The organism is Neiella holothuriorum (assembly GCF_019457915.1).
In the GTDB taxonomy this organism is placed as follows: domain Bacteria; phylum Pseudomonadota; class Gammaproteobacteria; order Enterobacterales; family Neiellaceae; genus Neiella; species Neiella holothuriorum.
The window spans coordinates 13,253-32,396 of record NZ_JAHZSS010000022.1 but is presented as its reverse complement, the minus strand read 5'-3'; the positions used below and the strand labels follow the sequence as shown (position 1 = coordinate 32,396).

13 protein-coding genes are annotated in these 19,144 nt (G+C 49.1%); 6 read left to right on the top strand and 7 right to left on the bottom strand.

Annotation, left to right across the window (positions count from 1 at the left end):
* Positions 1-10: 10 nt before the first annotated feature.
* From K0504_RS15210 to K0504_RS15190, 5 genes are all read right to left on the bottom strand, one after another.
* Positions 11-1,333 (bottom strand): Na+/H+ antiporter family protein, encoded by a 1,323-nt coding sequence (locus K0504_RS15210; protein ID WP_220105052.1) that lies wholly within the window; start codon positions 1,331-1,333, stop codon positions 11-13.
* Positions 1,334-1,474: 141 nt separating this feature from the next.
* Positions 1,475-1,936, bottom strand: coding sequence for an aspartate carbamoyltransferase regulatory subunit (gene pyrI / locus K0504_RS15205; RefSeq protein WP_220105010.1), 462 nt, complete (start codon positions 1,934-1,936; stop codon positions 1,475-1,477).
* Positions 1,936-2,862: an aspartate carbamoyltransferase gene (pyrB, locus tag K0504_RS15200; RefSeq protein WP_220105009.1), complete on the bottom strand. Its 927-nt coding sequence runs from the start codon at positions 2,860-2,862 to the stop codon at positions 1,936-1,938. The genes pyrI and pyrB overlap by 1 nt, the downstream gene beginning before the upstream one ends.
* Positions 2,863-3,039: 177 nt before the next feature.
* Positions 3,040-4,587, bottom strand: a complete 1,548-nt coding sequence (locus tag K0504_RS15195; RefSeq protein WP_220105008.1) for a sodium:solute symporter family transporter — start codon at positions 4,585-4,587, stop codon at positions 3,040-3,042.
* A gap of 168 nt (positions 4,588-4,755) precedes the next feature.
* Entirely contained in the window at positions 4,756-5,259 is a 504-nt protein-coding gene (locus K0504_RS15190) for an outer membrane lipoprotein (protein WP_220105007.1), read from the bottom strand.
* Positions 5,260-5,520: 261 nt separating this feature from the next.
* Here K0504_RS15190 and K0504_RS15185 point away from each other — a divergent pair, with 261 nt between their 5' ends.
* Positions 5,521-6,363: a M48 family metallopeptidase gene (locus K0504_RS15185; protein ID WP_220105006.1), complete on the top strand. Its 843-nt coding sequence runs from the start codon at positions 5,521-5,523 to the stop codon at positions 6,361-6,363.
* 34 nt (positions 6,364-6,397) lie between these two features.
* Here K0504_RS15185 and K0504_RS15180 read toward each other — a convergent pair whose 3' ends face one another.
* Both K0504_RS15180 and K0504_RS15175 read right to left on the bottom strand, forming a co-directional pair.
* Positions 6,398-7,723: a Na+/H+ antiporter NhaC family protein gene (locus tag K0504_RS15180; protein WP_220105005.1), complete on the bottom strand. Its 1,326-nt coding sequence runs from the start codon at positions 7,721-7,723 to the stop codon at positions 6,398-6,400.
* A gap of 415 nt (positions 7,724-8,138) precedes the next feature.
* The gene (locus tag K0504_RS15175) at positions 8,139-11,414 is read right to left on the bottom strand and encodes an amidohydrolase family protein (protein ID WP_220105004.1); all 3,276 of its coding nucleotides are present in this window, start codon (positions 11,412-11,414) and stop codon (positions 8,139-8,141) included.
* Positions 11,415-11,854: 440 nt separating this feature from the next.
* Here K0504_RS15175 and gyrA point away from each other — a divergent pair, with 440 nt between their 5' ends.
* The 5 genes from gyrA (at position 11,855) to cmk (ending at position 19,107) form a co-directional block, all read left to right on the top strand.
* On the top strand, positions 11,855-14,560 hold the full coding sequence (gene gyrA / locus K0504_RS15170) for a DNA topoisomerase (ATP-hydrolyzing) subunit A (RefSeq protein ID WP_220105003.1): 2,706 nt from the start codon (positions 11,855-11,857) through the stop codon (positions 14,558-14,560).
* Positions 14,561-14,640: 80 nt separating this feature from the next.
* A complete protein-coding gene (serC, locus tag K0504_RS15165; protein WP_220105002.1) occupies positions 14,641-15,732 on the top strand; it encodes a 3-phosphoserine/phosphohydroxythreonine transaminase in 1,092 nt (363 codons plus the stop codon).
* Positions 15,733-15,761: 29 nt separating this feature from the next.
* Positions 15,762-16,868 carry a histidinol-phosphate transaminase gene (gene hisC, locus K0504_RS15160; RefSeq protein WP_220105001.1) on the top strand — a complete coding sequence of 369 codons (1,107 nt, stop codon included), beginning with the start codon at positions 15,762-15,764 and terminating at the stop codon, positions 16,866-16,868.
* 87 nt (positions 16,869-16,955) lie between these two features.
* Positions 16,956-18,236 carry a 3-phosphoshikimate 1-carboxyvinyltransferase gene (gene aroA, locus K0504_RS15155; RefSeq protein WP_220105000.1) on the top strand — a complete coding sequence of 427 codons (1,281 nt, stop codon included), beginning with the start codon at positions 16,956-16,958 and terminating at the stop codon, positions 18,234-18,236.
* 166 nt (positions 18,237-18,402) lie between these two features.
* Complete coding sequence (gene cmk, locus K0504_RS15150) at positions 18,403-19,107, top strand: (d)CMP kinase (protein WP_220104999.1); 705 nt, start codon at positions 18,403-18,405, stop codon at positions 19,105-19,107.
* The last annotated feature ends 37 nt before the right edge of the window (positions 19,108-19,144 follow it).

Genomic DNA, 19,144 nt, shown 5'->3' with positions numbered 1-19,144 from the left:
CTCTGCGCGATTACAACAGCACCGCCGCCAACCAACCGGCAGCAAGCAGCGGCAGGTTGTAATGAACAAAGGTTGGCACCACCGTATCCCAAATATGATCATGTTGGCCGTCGGCATTAAGGCCCGATGTTGGCCCCAACGTTGAATCGGAAGCTGGTGAGCCTGCATCGCCCAGCGCAGCTGCCGTACCTACTAGTGCGATGGTGGCGCTAACCGAAAATCCAAGACTGATGCACAAGGGAACATAAAGTGTGGCAATAATTGGAATGGTCGAGAACGATGAACCAATTCCCATGGTGATTAACAATCCCACCACTAACATCGCAAAGGCGGCCAGCGCTTTATTGTCAGCAAAGTGCTGAGTAAGGCTGTCGACGAGCGTGGTGACATGGCCTGTGGCTTTGACGACCTCGGCGAAGCCTGAAGCGGCAATCATGATAAACCCGATCATCGCCATGAGTTTAAGGCCGTTATAAAACAGATCATGGGTCTGATGCCATTTCACCAACCCCGTTAAGGTAAAGACCGTTAAGCCCGCCAATGAGCCGAGAATAATCGAGTCAGTGTAGAGCTGTACTGCCAGCGTCGCGGCGATGGCTAATAAGGCTAACCAACGTTGCTTGGCCGATGGCAACTGAATTTGAGTTGGGCTGTCGTCAACATGGGCACTGCTATAGTCGCGTCGTTTACGATAACTAAAAAGCACCGCTATCAGTAACCCTGAAAGCATCCCCAATGCGGGAAGCGCCATTGCAGGCATGACTAATTCTGCGGTGGCATTGAGACCGTTGCCATTGAGATTCGCCAACAAAATGTCATTCAAAAATATATTACCGAAGCCAATGGGTAACAGCATGTAAGGTGTGACCAAACCAAAGGTCAGGACACAGGCGACCAAGCGACGGTCGAGCTGAAACTCATTCATTAAACGCAGTAGCGGTGGTACTAAAATTGGAATAAAGGCGATGTGAACGGGGATTAGGTTTTGTGACATGACGGCCATTAGCAAGAGTGCCGCTAACATCATTAATTCAACCCAGAATGTTTGCTTAGCAGTTGGTTCATGCCCCAATTTACTGATAATGCTGTGGGCTAGCCAAATGGTAATGCCTGAGCGCGATAACGCCACGGCGAAAGCGCCGAGCATGGCATAGCCAAGCGCAATGGTCGCACCGCCGCCTAAGCCTTTTTCAAATGCAGCAACAACGTCGGGTAGAGGCAGGCCGGCGCTTAGCCCCGCCACCATGGCGCTAATGGTCAGCGCAATAACCACGTTAATTCTCATTAAACTAAGCAACAGCATTAAAGCGACTGCAACAATAACAGCGTTAATCATCAAATTGGCCCGTGCTGAGTGAGTAACAAAGGCGGTGGTAACGTTCCACAACCACCGAGGAAGGACGTTGAGCCGAAGGTCGTAAACTAAAGCAAGCCTCTAACGATAAACGTCAGAGGCATAGTGCGCGTCAACTCGCTAGTTCAGTTCGTTAAACAAGCGTTGGTTGAAACTCTTCTCACAGTAATGACACTTTAGAATGACACCGGAAGCCGCTTCACTCACATGAAACTTGGTGCTAACTGGCTCGTCGTGACTGATGCAGTTGCTGTTCGGGCAACTGAGCACTGAGCCGATGGCATCCGGCAATGTGACACGATATTTTTCCACAACCTCATAGTCATCAATGACATTAATGGTGGCATCTTTAGCAAATAACGCGAGCTGGTTGGCTTGGGTCACATCAAATACGGTGTCTTCTACTTTGATGATGTCTTTTTTGCCCTGATGTTTTGAGCGCAGGTTAAGACCAACGGTAATTGGATGATCTTGATTGCTGAGCTGGAAAAACTTCAAAATGCGAATGCCCATACCGGCCGGGATGTGATCGATCACCGTACCGTGCGCAATGGCTTCAACTTGTAATTTGTGTTGTGGCATTAGGAAAACTCCTCCGTAAGCACCAGTGCAAGCAAGGCTTGGCGAGCATAGACACCGTTTTCCGCCTGTTCAAAATAATAGGCATGTGGTGTGCTATCGACATCGGTTGTAATTTCATCAACACGAGGTAAGGGGTGCAATACCTTGAGATTGTCCTTCGCATCAGCAAGCATTTTAGCCGTCAAAATGTAGTTAGCCTTCATGTGCTGATATTCGGTCGGATCAAAGCGCTCTTTCTGGACTCGAGTCATGTAGAGCACGTCGAGTTTTGGGATCACCGCCTCTAAATCATCAACAACTTCAAAATTAACGCCTACCTGATTTAGTTCTTCGCATAAATAATCGGGCATGGCTAATGCGGTCGGTGATACAAAATAAAATTTACAGCCAAATAGCGAAAGCGCTTGTGCCAGCGAATGAACGGTGCGGCCATATTTCAAGTCACCAACAAAGGCAACATTGAGGCCTTCTAACGTCCCTTGAGTTTCATAAATCGAGAACAGATCCAGCAAGGTTTGAGTTGGGTGTTGATTCGCCCCGTCGCCACCGTTAATCACAGGAACGCTGGCATACTCTGATGCGAGTCGAGCGGCACCTTCTTTCGGGTGGCGTATGAAAAAAGCATCGGTATAGGATGAAATAACCTTTACCGAATCGGCGAGCGTTTCGCCTTTTTGTGCCAGTGACGTATTGCCGCCGGAATCAAAACCAATGACAGTGCCGCCTAAGCGTTGCACCGCGGTTTCAAATGATAATCGGGTACGCGTTGAGGCCTCGAAAAAACAGCTGGCCACAACTTTGCTGGCAAGCAAGTCTGGGCGTGGGGTTTGTTTTAATTGTTTGGCCGTTGCGACAATGAGTTCAAGTTCGTCGCGCGATAGATCTGCAATAGAAATAATATGCTTTTGGTAGAGCGGATTGGTCATGCTGCTTCCCTGAGGATACGGCAATTGCCGACGTGCCTGATGGCCAGACACAGCCGGAACGAGATTATATCAAAGCATCTCGCCCTGGGCGATGGTGGATATGCGTTTAGCGCACAAAAATTGCGTTACATCATACTGATTTTAATCGATTGCCGTTAGCAATCAGCAAAATTTAAATCACCATTGAATCCATAGGTTTACGGCTAAGATCAACAGGGTCATCAATATCAGTAATGCCACTTTAACGGGCGCCAGCTGAAAGGCCATGGGCTGCCAACGTATTGGGCGAGCCATCAACTTGGCAATCAGTAGGGAAAATACTAAGCAGCAAGCGAGGCCAGTTAAGTTCCACCAAAGCCAAGAGACTGTTGGTAGTAATAACCAAATGGCGATGTTACTGAGCAACGCAAGCGCAAAGCCAAGCAATGCGGCTCGACTACCCAGTGACGGCATGAAAAGCGCAATGGCAAAAATGCCAAGTAGCGGTCCATTCGCCAGCGAGCCAATTTTGTTAATGGCTTCTAGTACGGTTGGCGCTATTCGCTCCACTTGGTATGACAACAATACGGCAAAAACACCCCAGCCTAAGGTGGTGAGTTTGGACAACAAGAACAGACGTTTTTCCGATAGTGGCCGGAATCGCACGATAAAATCTTCTACGCTACTGGCCGACAAGCTATTTAAAGCCGAATCAATTGACGACATGGCGGCAGCAAACAATCCCACCAATGCGAGCCCTGCTAATCCAGGCGCGAATTCCAGGCTAACAAACGAAGGAAACACAAGGTTGAAGTTTGGGCTACCGGCTTGCGTGGTCGGAAGCTGGCTCACGAAATTCGGATGTTCAATCGCATAAGCCGCTAAGCCAAGCCCTATAAAGCAATAGCAAAGTACTAGCGGGAACCGAATTAAACCGTTTAGCACAAGAACCGTTTGTGTGGTTGCCGGTGATTTTGCGGACAGTAAACGCTGGGCCTGGCTTTGATCGCAGCCATAGTAAGCGACATAAAGAAATAACCCGCCGAAAAACATCGGCCAAAAACCATAGTGTTGACCCGATTGAATGCCCCAATCATCCACTAAGGTTTGGGTTCTGTGGGTCAATGCTGAGTAGTGCGTGGTCAGTGGCTCATACAACCAGAATAGGGCGATGATAACGGCGCCAAACAGCAACACCATTTGAATGACATCACTGATCACAACGGCTTTCATACCGCCCATCAAATCGTAGGCAATGGTGATCCCCATCAGCAAGATAACCGCCGTGGTGTACGACACGCCGGACACTAGACTAATGACTGACGCAACACCGTATATGGTGACGCCGGTGGCTACGCCGCGAAAAAACAAAAAGCAGCCACTGGCTAAGAGACGACAACTTAGCCCCAGCCGCTGTTCGAGAAATTCATAAATAGAGATGATGCCGGCTTGTCTGATCGGCATAAAAACAATGCACAGCAGCAACATCGCCATGGGCACCGCCAGCTCATATTGCAGCCATAGCATACCCCCGCCAAGGACGAAGCCAACAAAGGCGGGCGCGCCGAGTAAGCTATTGGTCGAGCATTGTGTTGCCACAATGGAAGTAGCTAAGGTCCAGCTGGGAAGTGATTTGCCGGCAAGGTAGTAATCATCACGGGAGTGTTGTTTGCGGCCAATGAACCAAGCGCCAACAAGCATTAAAACCAGATAAATGGCGATAACCCACCAGTCTATGACATCCATGTGATTGCATCCTTGTTGATTGCATTATCCACTTCATCATAGGGCTATTTGACTGAATAATGCTAGCGTTGAGCCGCAAGCTTAACTGTACCCGTGCCGGCATTGGCGATTAATAGGCAATAAAAAACGCAGCTCAAGGCTGCGTTTTTTAAAAGCGTGAAATAGTGCTTATTGCGTTTCGGCAGGGGCTTGATTGATGACCGATGGGTCTGGCAGCAGGTTGACACGATACGTGTTGCCCTGACTGAGTAGTTTCACCGTATCGCCGATACGAATGACCGCTTCTTCTTCGGAATTGGCTTGCACCACAGAAATCACGTTGCCGTTCTCTAAACGAATGGTGTACTCAGAGCCTTGTTGTTGGGTCAATTTTTCTTCGGCAGCTGCACCCGCAGCAGCACCAACAATGGCACCAACCACGGTCGCAATATCTTTACCTTTACCGCCACCTACGGCAGAGCCAGCAACGCCACCAAGTGCACCACCAGCGGCAGTACCTGCTACGGTTTTCGTGCCTTCAATATTGACCAGTTGAATGTCTAACACGGTACCAATTTCAACGCGCTGAACTTTACGCGCTTCACTCCGAGAGTAATCCCGGCCAGTTTGGCTAGACGGAACGCACGCACACAGTGCGGCGAGAGAAGTAATTGCAATAATAACTAAGCGCATTGTTTGAGCCTATTTAGTAACGATAAAAGTGGAAAAGCGTGATAGAGCATTTAATTGCTCACTTAATCAAACACTTTAGCTGTAAAACCATATGAACGACAACTGGAAAATTGTTGGCAAATGTTGCATGGTTCAGGTTCTAATCAGTTACGTTAACCAGCTTTTACAGTGTAGTTAACCAAGTCCTAATGAGATGTAATCATGGCAACAATTTCATTGATGAAGTTTGTTGGCAGGGTTAAAGATGTTTGAGAGAGCACTATGACACGGAAATCCATCGCCCTGACAACGGCAGTTCTATTGCTAACCGCCTGCAGTTCGTCGCCCACAGGCCGATCCCAACTTGCTTTTCAAGACTCCAGTAAAATGGCTGCAATGGGAGCACAGTCGTTTGAACAGCTAAAAAGCAACGAAACAGTCAGTCATTCCAAACCACTGAACGACTATGCCCAGTGTATTTCTCGAGCAATTGTTGCCGAAGTGCCTGCGTCTTATGGCTATTCGCCGGACGAGTGGGAAGTGGTGGTATTTGACAGCGAGCAAGTGAATGCGTTTGCTTTACCGGGTGCCAAAATTGGTATTTATACAGGCTTAATGCGGGTGGCTGACGATGCCGATCAACTTGCAGCTGTGGTCGGGCATGAAGTCGCACACGTGTTGGCCAAGCATTCTAATGAGCGTATGAGTACCCAAATTTTAACTACCGTTGGCGTTTTGGCTGCCGGCGTTGCGCTTGGGGATAGTAAGAATAAAGGCTTATACATGGCAGCGCTTGGCGCAGGTGCCGCTTATGGAGTGATTTTACCGTTTAGCCGAGTTCATGAGTCCGAAGCAGATTACATGGGGCAAGAATTAATGGCCAATGCTGGTTTTCAGCCCCATGCGGCCGTCGATTTATGGCGTAACATGGCGGCAGCATCCGGTGGCAATCAGCCGCCAGAGTTTATGTCGACCCACCCATCGCACGAGACGCGTATTAATGATTTAACCGCCGGTTTAGTTCAATTTGAACCACTGTATGAGCAGGCCAAAATGGCTGGCAAGAGACCGAACTGTGTCAAGCCGACCATTCCTGCGCCGAAAGCTAGCGACAAATCGCCTTAATACGAGCGACCGCCGCTACTTGATTGATTCTGGTCTAGTGGCGGCGGCCAACCACAATACTGACAACTGAGGCCAAGGCCAACAGCATCACGTAATAACTATTCGCGACCACGGTCATTGGCGCTAGGGCAAAACTAGAGCCGAGCAATAACGCTTGTGCGCCCCAGGGAATCAAGCCCTGACTGATACAGCTAAAAATATCTAATAAACTGGCGCTTCGCTTCGGGCTGATTGTTTGCTCTTGGGCCAGATTTCTCGCGACATCACCACACACAATAATGGAAACCGTGTTGTTGGCTGTGCAGCAGTTCGTCACCGCAACCATACCTGCCATTGCAGACTCGGTAGCGCGAACACCTTGCTGCTGCTTACTGCCTAGCTTGTGGATCAGTATTTGGCACAGTTGCGTGATGTAGGCTAGGCCACCTTGTTGTTTGATGAGTTGACTTAATCCGCCAATGAGCATGGAGAGGATGAAAATCTCATGCATTTTGGTAAAGCCCTGATAAATATCCTTGGTGAATTGCAACACCGCATAATCGGCTTGTACAAAGCCAATCACCCCAGCCAGCACAATACCAACAGCAAGTACGACAAACACATTTAAGCCAACCACAGCAAGCAACAAAATCGTCAAGTAGGGCAGTACTAACCACCAATTTATGGGTGATGCGGGTGGTGGCGTGGTATCGGGTTGCATGCCATAGAACAAGGCCAATGCAATGAGTGCTGCGGGCACTGCGATATGTAGGTTCTCGCGGAATTTGTCGCGCATGCTACTGCCTTGAGTGCGAGCTGCAGCAATGGTGGTGTCTGATATGATTGATAGGTTGTCGCCAAACATGGCGCCACTGAGCACGGCACCAGCCATTAACGCAGGATTAATGCCTGCACTTTGGGCAATGCCGAGTGCAACTGGTGCGATGGCGGCAATGGTGCCCATGGACGTGCCCATAGCTGTGGCAACAAACCCAGCAATGATGAAAATACCCGGTAGAATAAAGGGCTCAGGCAGCAACGCCAGGCCTAGATTTACCGTTGCTTCAACACCACCCGTTGCTTCTGCGACGGTCGAGAAGGCGCCCGCTAACAAATAGATCAGGCACATGGTCATAATGGTGTTTTGTCCTGCGCCAGCCATAAAGGTATTGAGGCTATCGCTTAACGGCCCTTTGTTGAACCACAACGCTAAGATGATGGCTGGAATAATCGCCACGGGAGCAGGCAGCTGGTAGAACGCGTAGGCGGTATCTTGTTGAGTCAAAACAATGCCCGTGCCGACAAATAGTGCGAGAAACAGTGCGAAGGGGAGTAGTGCTTTCGCGCTAGGTTGCACGACTTGATTGTTTGGTTCAGCCATTCAGTTGCCTTTGAGTGCTCTTGTTGTTGGTCTGCTTAGTATTCTGACACGTCATGCGATATGGCGTAAGTCCGATTTTGTGGAGGAGTAGGCCATCAAATGGGCTGTCTCGCTGAGCCTTTATTTTTAGGCTGGTGGTTTTTTTGATTATTATTATTTGCTCTAAAAATAATGGTCTACACTTGTTGCCAAGCCGGTGCTATGACATTGGCTATTACCTGCAAGTTCCTGGTGACTTGTTGGCAAAACAATAAAGGCAAATTAAAACGATAATCTGTGCGCAGCAGAACAAAGGCTAACCCTTGAAGCCAGCACCTAGTGCTGGCTTTTTTGTGGGCGCCGTTGCAAGCATAAAAAAACGCTGGCCAATGCCAGCGTTTTTTTGTTCACCAATGAGCGTTTGAAATCGCTCTCGTTAGTGATTGTGTGCCGGACAAGTCGGCATGTGCGTGTGCTCAAGGCTAATGCCCCACGTCGCAAACGACGGCGTTACATTGCTACCTTCATGCTCGAAATAAAGTGGCCCACGAACTTTTTCTCGATGGCCAATTTCGTTCATGGTGCTGGTCTCATACAAACGGCCATTGATGACCACCATGCTGACGGAGTCGGTATTGCGAACATCTTCCAAAGGGTTTTTATCGAGGATGGCTAAATCGGCCAGTTTGCCCGCTTCAATGGAGCCCAACTCGTGACCCAAACCGAGGAAGTCTGCGCCATTCATGGTGGCGGCTCGCAGCATTTCCAACGGCGTAAATCCGCCTTGCGCCAACATCCACATTTCCCAGTGATAGGCCATACCTTGTAACTGACCATGGGAGCCGACATTGACTTTCACTCCCCGATCACTGAGTGCTTTGGCAGACTTAGCGACCGTTTGATAAAAGTAATCATGTTCAGGCGTTTTGGTGCGGCGCATCGAGCGTGCACGCAAATCGGCAGTAGACGTGTACTTGCTGAGCAAAGGGTGGTTCCAAACATCATCGTGTTGATACCAGTAATACTCACCACTCACACCGCCGTAACTCACCACCAATGTTGGGGTGTAACTAACATCCTTGGCGGCTTGCCACAGTGTTAATACATCCTCATACAGTGGCGCAATTGGTAAGTTGTGCTCCACGCTGGTTGAACCGTCAATGATTTGAGTGAGGTTGTTATAAAAGGTCGAGCCACCCTCTGGGTAAACCGAAATACCCAATTCACGGGCGGCCTGCAAAATTTGCTGACGCTGATCTCGGCGAGGTTGGTTATAACTCTTAATCGAGAAAGCACCTTGCGCTTGTAGGCGTTTTAAGTGCAGCTTAGCGTCATCAAGGTTATCAATTTGAACCTTGTAATCACCGCCAGCACCATAAATGATGCCACCTGTTGAATACACCCGCGGGCCAACCATTAAGCCGGCTCGAACAAGCTCTGACTGGCTAAATACGGTTTCGGTATTGGCTGACGGATCATGGGTGGTGGTTACGCCAAAAGCGAGGTTGGCGTAATAGGCCGGATTTGACTGTGGCAGTGGGCTGCTGGCGAAATGGTTGACGTGAGCATGGGCATCAACAAAGCCCGGTACTATGGTCTTGCCCGCTAAATCAATCACGATTGCATCATCAGGTACCGTCACGTCAGCGTTGAGACCAACGCTTAAAATACGGTTGCCATCAGTCACTACCGTACCTTGTTCAATCACTTCGTCGCCGTTCATGGTGATGAGGCGCGCATTGGTATAGGCAATCATGCCTTCCGGTTTATCTTGCGCAACATAAAATTCAACGGTTTGTTCCGATGCCATGCCATCTGCGAGTTGATAACTATAGACCGAGTTGCCTAATCCCCAGTGCAGCGCTTTGTTTGAAAAGTGCAGGTAGTTACCAGCAGCGTTATCCATTGAGGTCACAGCTAAGGATGTGATGTCGTCATTTATGTCTTGCACGGCGCCGGTGGCTACATATGGAATTAAAAAGACTTTAAAGCCGTCCTGAATCGCTAGGTAATCGCCATCTAAGCTCAATGCCACGTATTGGGTTGAACCGAGTTTAAATAAATCATTGGGATCGCCGCCGCTCAACGCATAGCTAACCATCTTCTTGTCGTCGTTATAACCTTGCATCACCCAAATACGTTCATCGTTGGGTGAAAACATCGGAATGCGGCCGCTGCGGGTTACAAAATTGACTTGCTTACTGTTAACGGACTGCCAGTAAATACCTGGCTCGGTGCCGTAAGCGTAGCCACGTAAGTTATTACCGCCGGATTTTTGATAGACGATTTTGCTGCTATCGGCAGAAAAACGTGGGTTCAAATAATGGCCGGGTTTAGTGGTTACCTTCGATGGCGACGATACGCCTCGGCGGCCTTTCCAGTTGGCAACGTAGACATGACCATATTCACCATCTTGCCAACTCGTGAATACGATGCGACGGCCATCAGGGCTGAACGATGGACTGTATTGGTAACCGTCCATGCTGAACAAGCGCTTAGGTTTGCCGCCAGCGGTTGGTTGCCAATAAAGTTTGCCCAGTGCATGGAAAATACGATACTTGCCATCCGGCGAGGTTGCTAAATCGCGAATCATTTTGACATCGAATTGGTCAGCATCAATTTGCGGCTTGGCTTTAACGGCATGGGTTAGCGTCAAGTCGACGTCGGCTGAAAATGGAATTTCCGCTACGCGCGCGCTTTCAATATCGATTTGATGAATTTTACCCTTCGCCCAAAATACCAATGACTCACTATCTGGCGTCCAAGCAAAGTTGGGGTAAACCCCGAAAATAGCCCAGGCTTCTTGTTGATCATGGTCAAGCCCACTAAATAGCGGCGTTTGCAGACCGCTTTCGCGGTTGTACAGATACAACACAGACTCATTGTTGACGCGTTTTACAAACGCTAAATATTGGCCATCTGGTGACACAGTTGGGCGTACAGCGCCGCCTGGACCCGATAACAAGGTAATCGTTTCGCCGGTTTTAAGGTCTCGGCGCTTGATGCTGTAGATTCCTTGGTGCGGATTTTTGTTGTATTGGAAGTAAGGGCCCGAGGTGGTGTCTTGACTAAAAAATAGATAGCGGCCGTCTGGCGATACCGATGGCTCGTTGACGTCCTGCTGTTCATTCGGCTGTTTTGTTAATTGCAGCCCTTTACCGCCGGCGAGATGATAAAGCCACATTTCACCGGTGCCCAATGAACGGGTGCCAGTATAATGCTTACGAGCGATAATCGATTTACCATCAGGCGTCCAAGTTGGGTTCATCAGCAACCGGAAATCTTCGTTGGTGACTGCTTTCTCTTCACCGCTGGCTAAATCCATCACCCACACATTATTACCGCCTTCACGGTCACTGATATAGGCCAATGATTTGCCGTCTGGCGAAAACCGTGGCTGAATTTCTTGCGCAGTTGATGTGGTCAAACGAAGGGATTTGCCGCCGTCTATCGGCAGCAAATAAAGATCACCCAGTAAATCGAATACGATTTGTTCACCATCGGGGCTAACATCCAAGTTTAGCCAAGTGCCTTCGTCAGTGGTGAACTGTAACTGATGCGTTGTGCCGTTGAATTCAGCTTCAACTTCAACTGGCTCGATTGTTTGGCTTGCCGCCTCGGAGGTATTCGCTGCACTGGCGGGTAGCCAGAGTAGGCTGCAAAGCGCCACGCCAATACTTGAGCGCTTGGCTAAATGTTGCAGTGACTTCATAACGTTGGTGATCCTTGACTGATTTACTCTGACCGAGCTCTCTAATCGAAGCTCTGGCGATGACTTGTGATAGCGCTCCGAGCATATCATGACGTTTTTATAAAACGTACCATTTCACCGCTTTTCGCCGCCGTTTGTCCGGTATTTGCTGTAAGACTGTGATAATGCCCATTTATCTCATAATTGCCGAGTTGTGGCTTAGGGCGATATTCCGGCTAAAAAACAGAGAGTTACCTGCTGCTTTTTTAACCGCTAAATGTGACGTAAAACGCGGTTTTGAGCTTTCCTACAACAGCTCAAGACGGCGCTAAAAGCTTGTGATATGCTGTGCCACTTGTTTAATTCCAATCACCCCATGATTGGAATCTGGGATACCGCCCAAAACGCTATCAATTTAGCTATTGGTTTAGCTATTTATTAGTTAATGGAATTTTGCGTCTATGAGTGATCTGGCCAAAGAGATCAGCCCCGTCAATATTGAAGACGAACTGAAAAGTTCTTACCTCGATTACGCAATGAGCGTAATTGTAGGCCGTGCACTACCTGATGTACGGGACGGCCTCAAGCCTGTACACCGTCGTGTTTTGTTCGCCATGAACGAACTGAGCAACGACTGGAATAAACCTTTTAAAAAGTCCGCCCGTGTTGTCGGTGACGTGATTGGTAAATATCACCCCCATGGTGATTCCGCCGTTTACGACACCATCGTTCGGATGGCTCAGCCTTTCTCACTTCGTTATATGTTAGTGGATGGGCAGGGCAACTTTGGTTCTGTCGACGGCGATTCTGCCGCAGCCATGCGTTATACCGAAGTTCGAATGGCGCGCATCGCGCACGAATTGCTGGCTGATTTGGACAAAGAAACCGTCAATTACGTGCCTAACTACGACGGCACGGAACAAATCCCTGAAGTCATGCCGACTCGTGTTCCGAATATGCTGGTCAATGGTGCTAGTGGTATTGCGGTTGGTATGGCAACGAATATGCCACCACACAACCTCACGGAAGTGATCAATGGTTGTTTAGCGCTTATTGCTAATGAAGACATTAGCTTTGAAGAGCTGATTGAGCATATTCCTGGCCCCGACTTCCCAACAGCCGGCATTATCAGTGGCCGCAAGGGCATTATTGATGCCTATCGCACCGGTCGCGGCAAAATCTATGTTCGTGCTCGTGCCGAGATTGAAACGGCTGACAATGGTCGTGAAACCATCATTGTTCATGAACTGCCATACCAAGTTAACAAAGCTCGTTTGATTGAAAAAATCGCCGAGTTGGTCAAAGACAAGAAGATCGAAGGCATTAGTGGTCTGCGCGATGAGTCGGATAAAGACGGCATGCGCATGGTCATTGAAGTACGCCGTGGTGAAGTGGGCGAAGTTGTATTGAACAACTTGTACGCTCAAACTCAAATGCAAACCGTATTTGGCATTAACATGGTCGCACTGGATAAAAACCAGCCGCGCCTGTTCAATCTCAAAGGTATCTTGGAAGCATTTGTTCAGCACCGCCGTGAAGTGGTAACTCGCCGAACTGTGTTTGAATTGCGCAAAGCGCGCGACCGGACTCACATCCTTGAAGGCTTGGCCATTGCGCTGGCCAACATTGATCCTGTCATTGAATTGATTCGTCACTCTTCTACGCCAGCCGAAGCAAAAGCTCAACTGGTGGATCGTGGTTGGGCGCTGGGTAATGTTGCGGCCATGCTGCAAAGTGCCGGTCAAGATGCCTCTCGCCCAGAGTGGTTGGAGCCTGAGTTTGGTATCCGCGAGAACGGCGAATACTTCTTAACCGAAGCCCAAGCGCAAGCCATTCTTGATTTACGTTTGAACAAACTGACAGGCCTTGAGCACGAAAAAATTCTTGATGAATATCGTGAATTGCTCGAGCTAATCGCAGAGTTGTTGCACATTTTGGCAAGCTCAGCCCGCTTGATGGAAGTGATCGTTGAAGAACTGGAAGCTATTCGCGATCAGTTTGGCGATGAGCGTCGCACAGAAATTACTGCCGCTAGTCATGACATCAACATTGAAGATTTGATTGCCGAAGAAGACGTTGTCGTCACGCTTTCTCATGAAGGTTATGTGAAGTATCAGCCGCTGGCTGATTACGAAGCGCAACGCCGCGGCGGTAAAGGTAAAGCCGCTACCAAGATGAAAAATGAAGATTTCATCGAACGTCTACTGGTGGCTTCTACCCATGATCAAATTCTGTGCTTCTCAAGTATCGGTAAAGTCTATTGGTTGAAAGTGTTCCAGTTACCACTCGCTAGCCGAACAGCACGTGGTAAGCCAATCGTGAACATTTTGCCGCTTAATGAAGATGAACGAATTACCGCCATCTTGCCGGTTAAAGAGTTCACCGATGACAAGTTTGTCTTGTTTGCTACGGCAACTGGTACCGTAAAGAAAACGCCGTTGAGCGCCTATTCGCGTCCGTTAAGCTCGGGTATTCGCGCCATCAACTTGGTCGAAGGCGATCACCTCATTGGCGTGTCGCTGACTGAAGGCGACAATGACATCATGCTGTTTTCTGACGCGGGTAAAGTTGTTCGCTTTAACGAGAAAGCACGCGACAGTGAAACGGGTGAAGTGAAGATCGATCCGGAAACCGGCGAAGAAATGTTAGCGCTGCGTCCAATGGGGCGAACCGCTACTGGTGTGCGGGGCATCAAGCTCCAACCTGGCCAGCAAGTGGTTTCGTTGATTGTGCCGCATAGCGACGGGCCGATTCTAACGGTTACCGAAAATGGTTACGGCAAGCGCACTGATTTGGCGGAGTACACGGCTAAAAGCCGAGCGACGCAAGGTGTTGTTTCCATCAAAGTGAGTGAGCGCAACGGTAAAGTTGTTGGCGCGGTTCAGGCTGATGAAAATGATGAAATCATGATGATCACCAATGCCGGTACGCTCGTTCGTACTCGCGTTAACGAAGTGTCTTTGGTTGGCCGTAATACGCAAGGTGTTACCCTAATCAAAACTGCTGACGATGAATTGGTGGTTGGCTTGCAGCGTATCGAAGAAGTTGACGAAGACGACATCGAAACGATTGACGGTGAAGAAGCCGTAGCGTCAGATGCAGATGTTACTGTCAGCAGCGACGAGCCAGGCGAATCATCAGCTGAAGGTGAAACTAGCGAAGATTAGAAGCTCAATAAGCGTCAATGCTAGTCGAATCGTCATCTGGCTAGCATCGGCGACTGACGAGCAAGGAGAAACGTCAGCACATGGCTGATATCTATAACTTCTGCGCGGGGCCGGCCATGTTGCCGGCCCCAGTTATGCGTAAGGCCCAACAAGAGCTGTTGGATTGGCAAGGACTGGGCACTTCGGTCATGGAAGTTTCCCACCGCGGTAAACATTTCATTGAAATGGCCGACAAGTCCGAGCGCGATCTACGTACGCTGCTTAACATCCCCTCAAATTACAAAGTCCTGTTCATGCATGGTGGTGGCCGCGGTCAATTTGCTGCCGTACCACTCAATATGACGAAACCGGGCGACCAAGCCGCTTTTGTTGATACTGGCGTGTGGTCTAAAAAAGCTGTTGAAGAAGCCAGCCGCTTTATTCAAACCGATGTGGTGGCGAGCAGCTATCAAGATGAACAAGGCTTGTGGCATGTGCCTCAGCAATCGGTTGTTGAGGTTGCTGACCAGGCTAAGTATTTGCACTTTTGCCCCAATGAAACCATTGAAGGGTTAGAGTTCAATCACTGCCCGCAGGCTAGCAATGGCGCCCCTGTTATTGCAGATATGTCGTCAACCATTTTGTCCCGCCCCATCAATGTGAGTGACTACGGCATTATTTATGCCGGCGCACAAAAAAACATTGGGCCGTCAGGCTTGGCCGTGGCCATTGTTCGCGACGACTTAGTAGGCTATGCACGCAAAGAAACGCCTGCGATCTTGAATTACCAACTGACCGACGAATTCGATTCCATGTACAACACGCCGCCAACTTACTCATGGTATTTGGCGGCATTGGTGTTTGAATGGTTGCTCGAGCAAGGCGGCGTGGCGGCCATGGCACAGCGTAATGAAGCCAAAGCCAACATCTTGTATGACTACATCGACCAAAGCGATTTTTATCGCTCGCAAGTCGCCAAAGATAGCCGTAGCTGGATGAATGTGCCGTTTCAGTTAGCTTCCGACGCACTTAATGCCGATTTTCTTGTCCAATCTGAGGCGGCTGGTCTGCGCGCCTTAAAAGGGCACCGTATCGTCGGTGGTATGCGCGCCAGCATTTACAATGCAATGCCCGAACAAGGCGTTATCGCCTTAGTTGATTTCATGAAAGAGTTCGAACGAACTCACGGGTAATTTTATTTTCGACTCGTTTGGGAGTTTTTATGAATTGTGATTTTTTGGCGTTGGCCAACACGGGTGTGCAAAGCCTGCAACCTTATCAGGCGGGAAAGCCAACCTCTGAATTGGAACGTGAATTAGGGCTGAGCAATATCGTCAAGCTCGCCAGTAACGAAAATCCGCTGGGGATCAGCAATCGCGTGAAGCAATTGCTCGTTGATGAGCTGGATGAGTTGTCGCGTTACCCGGATTCTAACGGCTTCTATTTAAAAACCGCGTTGGCGCAAAAGCTAACAGCCAAAGCTGAACAAATTACCTTAGGTAATGGCTCTAATGATGTTTTGGAGTTGATTGCGCGTGCTTATGTTAACCCTGAGCATGAAGTGCTGTTCTCCGAACATGCGTTTGTGGTGTACCCATTGGTAACTAAAGCCATTGGCGCCAAGGCAGTACAAGTTCCTGCAAAAAATTACGGCCACGATTTAGACGCCATGGCCGCGGCCATTACCGATCGCACGCGACTCATTTTTATCGCTAACCCAAACAACCCGACCGGTACATTTTTGACCTCGACCGAGATTAAGCATTTTCTCGACAAGGTGCCAAACAACGTGTTGGTAGTGCTTGATGAAGCATATTACGAATACGTGATCAAAGCTGAACGTGCGCCATCGGTGGCTTGGTTAACTCATTATCCAAATTTAATCGTGACTCGCACCTTCTCAAAAGCCTATGGCTTGGCAGGCTTACGCGTCGGTTATGCGGTGTCGAGCCCACAAGTTGCCGATGTATTAAATCGTGTACGGCAGCCTTTTAACTGCAACTCGCTGTCATTGGCGGCAGCGGAAACTGTGCTTGATGACGATGACTACCTAACGGCGTCAGTTGAAATTAACCGCGTTGGTATGTTGCAGCTTACCGAGCGTTTTGATGAGCTGGGTTTATCTTACATTCCATCAAAAGCGAATTTTGTAACGGTGGATGTTGGACGCGACGGCGCTGAAGTGTATCAGGCACTGTTGCAAGAAGGCGTTATCGTACGGCCAATTGGCGGTTATGGTTTGCCAAATCACTTGCGAGTGAGTGTTGGTTTAGAAAACGAAAACCAACGCTTCCTTGAGGCGCTTTGCAAAGTGCTTGCTTTGCAGTAAGCTCTCAGCCCAATTTTATTTGTCGATGGGTCGAACGATGTTCGGCCCATGTTCTGTTCTCCACATAATTAGGAGCCATTCGACTCCATGGATTCTCTGACCCTACAACCCATAGCTCGGGTTAACGGCACCGTTAACTTACCTGGCTCTAAAAGTGTTTCTAATCGTGCGTTGCTGCTTGCCGCTTTAGCTCACGGCGAAACTCACCTGACCAACTTGCTTGATAGTGACGATATCCGTCACATGCTAAACGCATTGCAACAACTAGGCGTCAATTATCGTCTTTCTGACTGTAAAACTGAGTGTTGGATAGAAGGCAATGGTGGCCCGCTGACGACTTCAACGCCACTCGATTTATTTTTGGGTAACGCCGGTACCGCCATGCGCCCTTTGTGTGCAGCTTTAACCCTTGGCGCCGGTGAAATCGTGTTGGGCGGCGAGCCGCGCATGGAAGAACGACCAATTTTACATTTGGTTGATGCTTTGCAGGCCCTCGGTGCCGACGTCACTTATCTTAAAAATGAAGGCTATCCGCCGGTTAAAATTGTCGGCTCAGGCCTTAACGGCGGCTCTGTACAAATTGACGGCTCTATTTCTAGCCAATTTCTCACTGCATTGCTGATGGCTGCACCGCTGGCGAAAGATGATTTAGTCATTGAGATCAAAGGTGAACTGGTCTCGAAGCCTTATATCGATATCACCTTGCATTTGATGGCTCAGTTCGGTGTTGAAGTCAGCCATGACAATTACCAATCGTTTACCGTGCAAGCGGGACAGCAGTATCAATCACCAGGTGACTTACTGGTTGAAGGCGATGCGTCATCCGCGTCTTATTTTCTTGCGGCTGCAGCTATCAAAGGCGGCGAAATCAAAGTGACCGGTATTGGCAAAAATAGCATTCAGGGCGATATCCAATTTGCCGATGCAATTGCTGCGATGGGCGGAGAGATTGAATGGGGCGATGATTACATCATTGCTCGCCGAGGTGACTTAAAAGCTGTCGACATGGACTTTAACCACATTCCTGATGCTGCCATGACAATTGCCACAGCCGCGCTATTTGCCAAGGGTGTGACGCGTATTAACAACGTTTATAACTGGCGAGTGAAAGAAACCGATCGTTTAGCGGCTATGGCTACTGAGCTGCGAAAAGTCGGTGCCGAAGTGGAAGAGGGCGAAGATTACATTCAAATCACACCGCCTGCAGTACTTAAACATGCCGCCATTGATACCTACAACGATCATCGCATGGCCATGTGCTTTTCCTTAGTCGCACTGTCCGATACGCCTGTCACCATTAATGATCCGGGCTGTACGTCAAAAACCTTTCCGGACTATTTTGATCGTTTAGCCGGTTTATCGTGTTAGCAATAATCCCGAATAAATTGATGTAAATCAGGCAGTCTAAGGACTGCCTTTTTTTGATTCCTAAAATTCATCATTCTGACATTGTAAGCATCTGGTAAGGCTCTATAATGTGCCGCCGTAACGCGCTTCATTGCGGCGTCATCGCTAACTCACAAAGGAATTATTCATGGCTGAGCAATCTTTATCCGCACCTATGATTGCAATTGATGGTCCGAGTGGATCAGGTAAAGGGACTTTAGCCAAGCGACTTGCTAAACGATTTGGTTGGCAGCTATTAGATAGTGGCGCTATCTATCGAGTGCTAGCACTGGCTGCAATTCACCACAACATCGCATTGGATGATGAGGAAGCCCTAGCGGCCTTAGCGACCAATCTAGATGTCGTGTTTGAGACGCGAGAAGATTCTGAAGTGGTTAGCGTCATTTTAGAAGGCGAAGATGTCAGCGGCACGCTTCGCACAGAAGAGACGGGTGCTGCGGCATCAAAAGTTGCGCCGTTTCCTAAAGTTCGGGCCGCTCTATTGCAGCGCCAGCGTGCTTTTCGTACCGCGCAAGGCCTGATTGCCGACGGCCGAGATATGGGGACGGTGGTGTTTCCCGACGCCCCTGTCAAAATTTTCCTGACCGCCAGCGCTGAAGAGCGCGCCAGACGTAGGGTGAGTCAGTTGCAAAGTGCCGGTCAGAGTGCTAACATCGCGCAAATTTTAGCCGACATCCAAGCCCGTGATGACCGGGATATGAATCGAAGTGTTGCCCCATTGCGCCCTGCAGTTGATGCGCTGGAGCTTGATTCTACCGAGTTCTCATTGGATGACGTTGAAGCGCAGGTTGTGGCTTACGCGCAATCTAAGCTGGTTAACACCAGCAGCTAAAGCATATTTATTTTACCTTTCTAGTTGGTGTATTGAG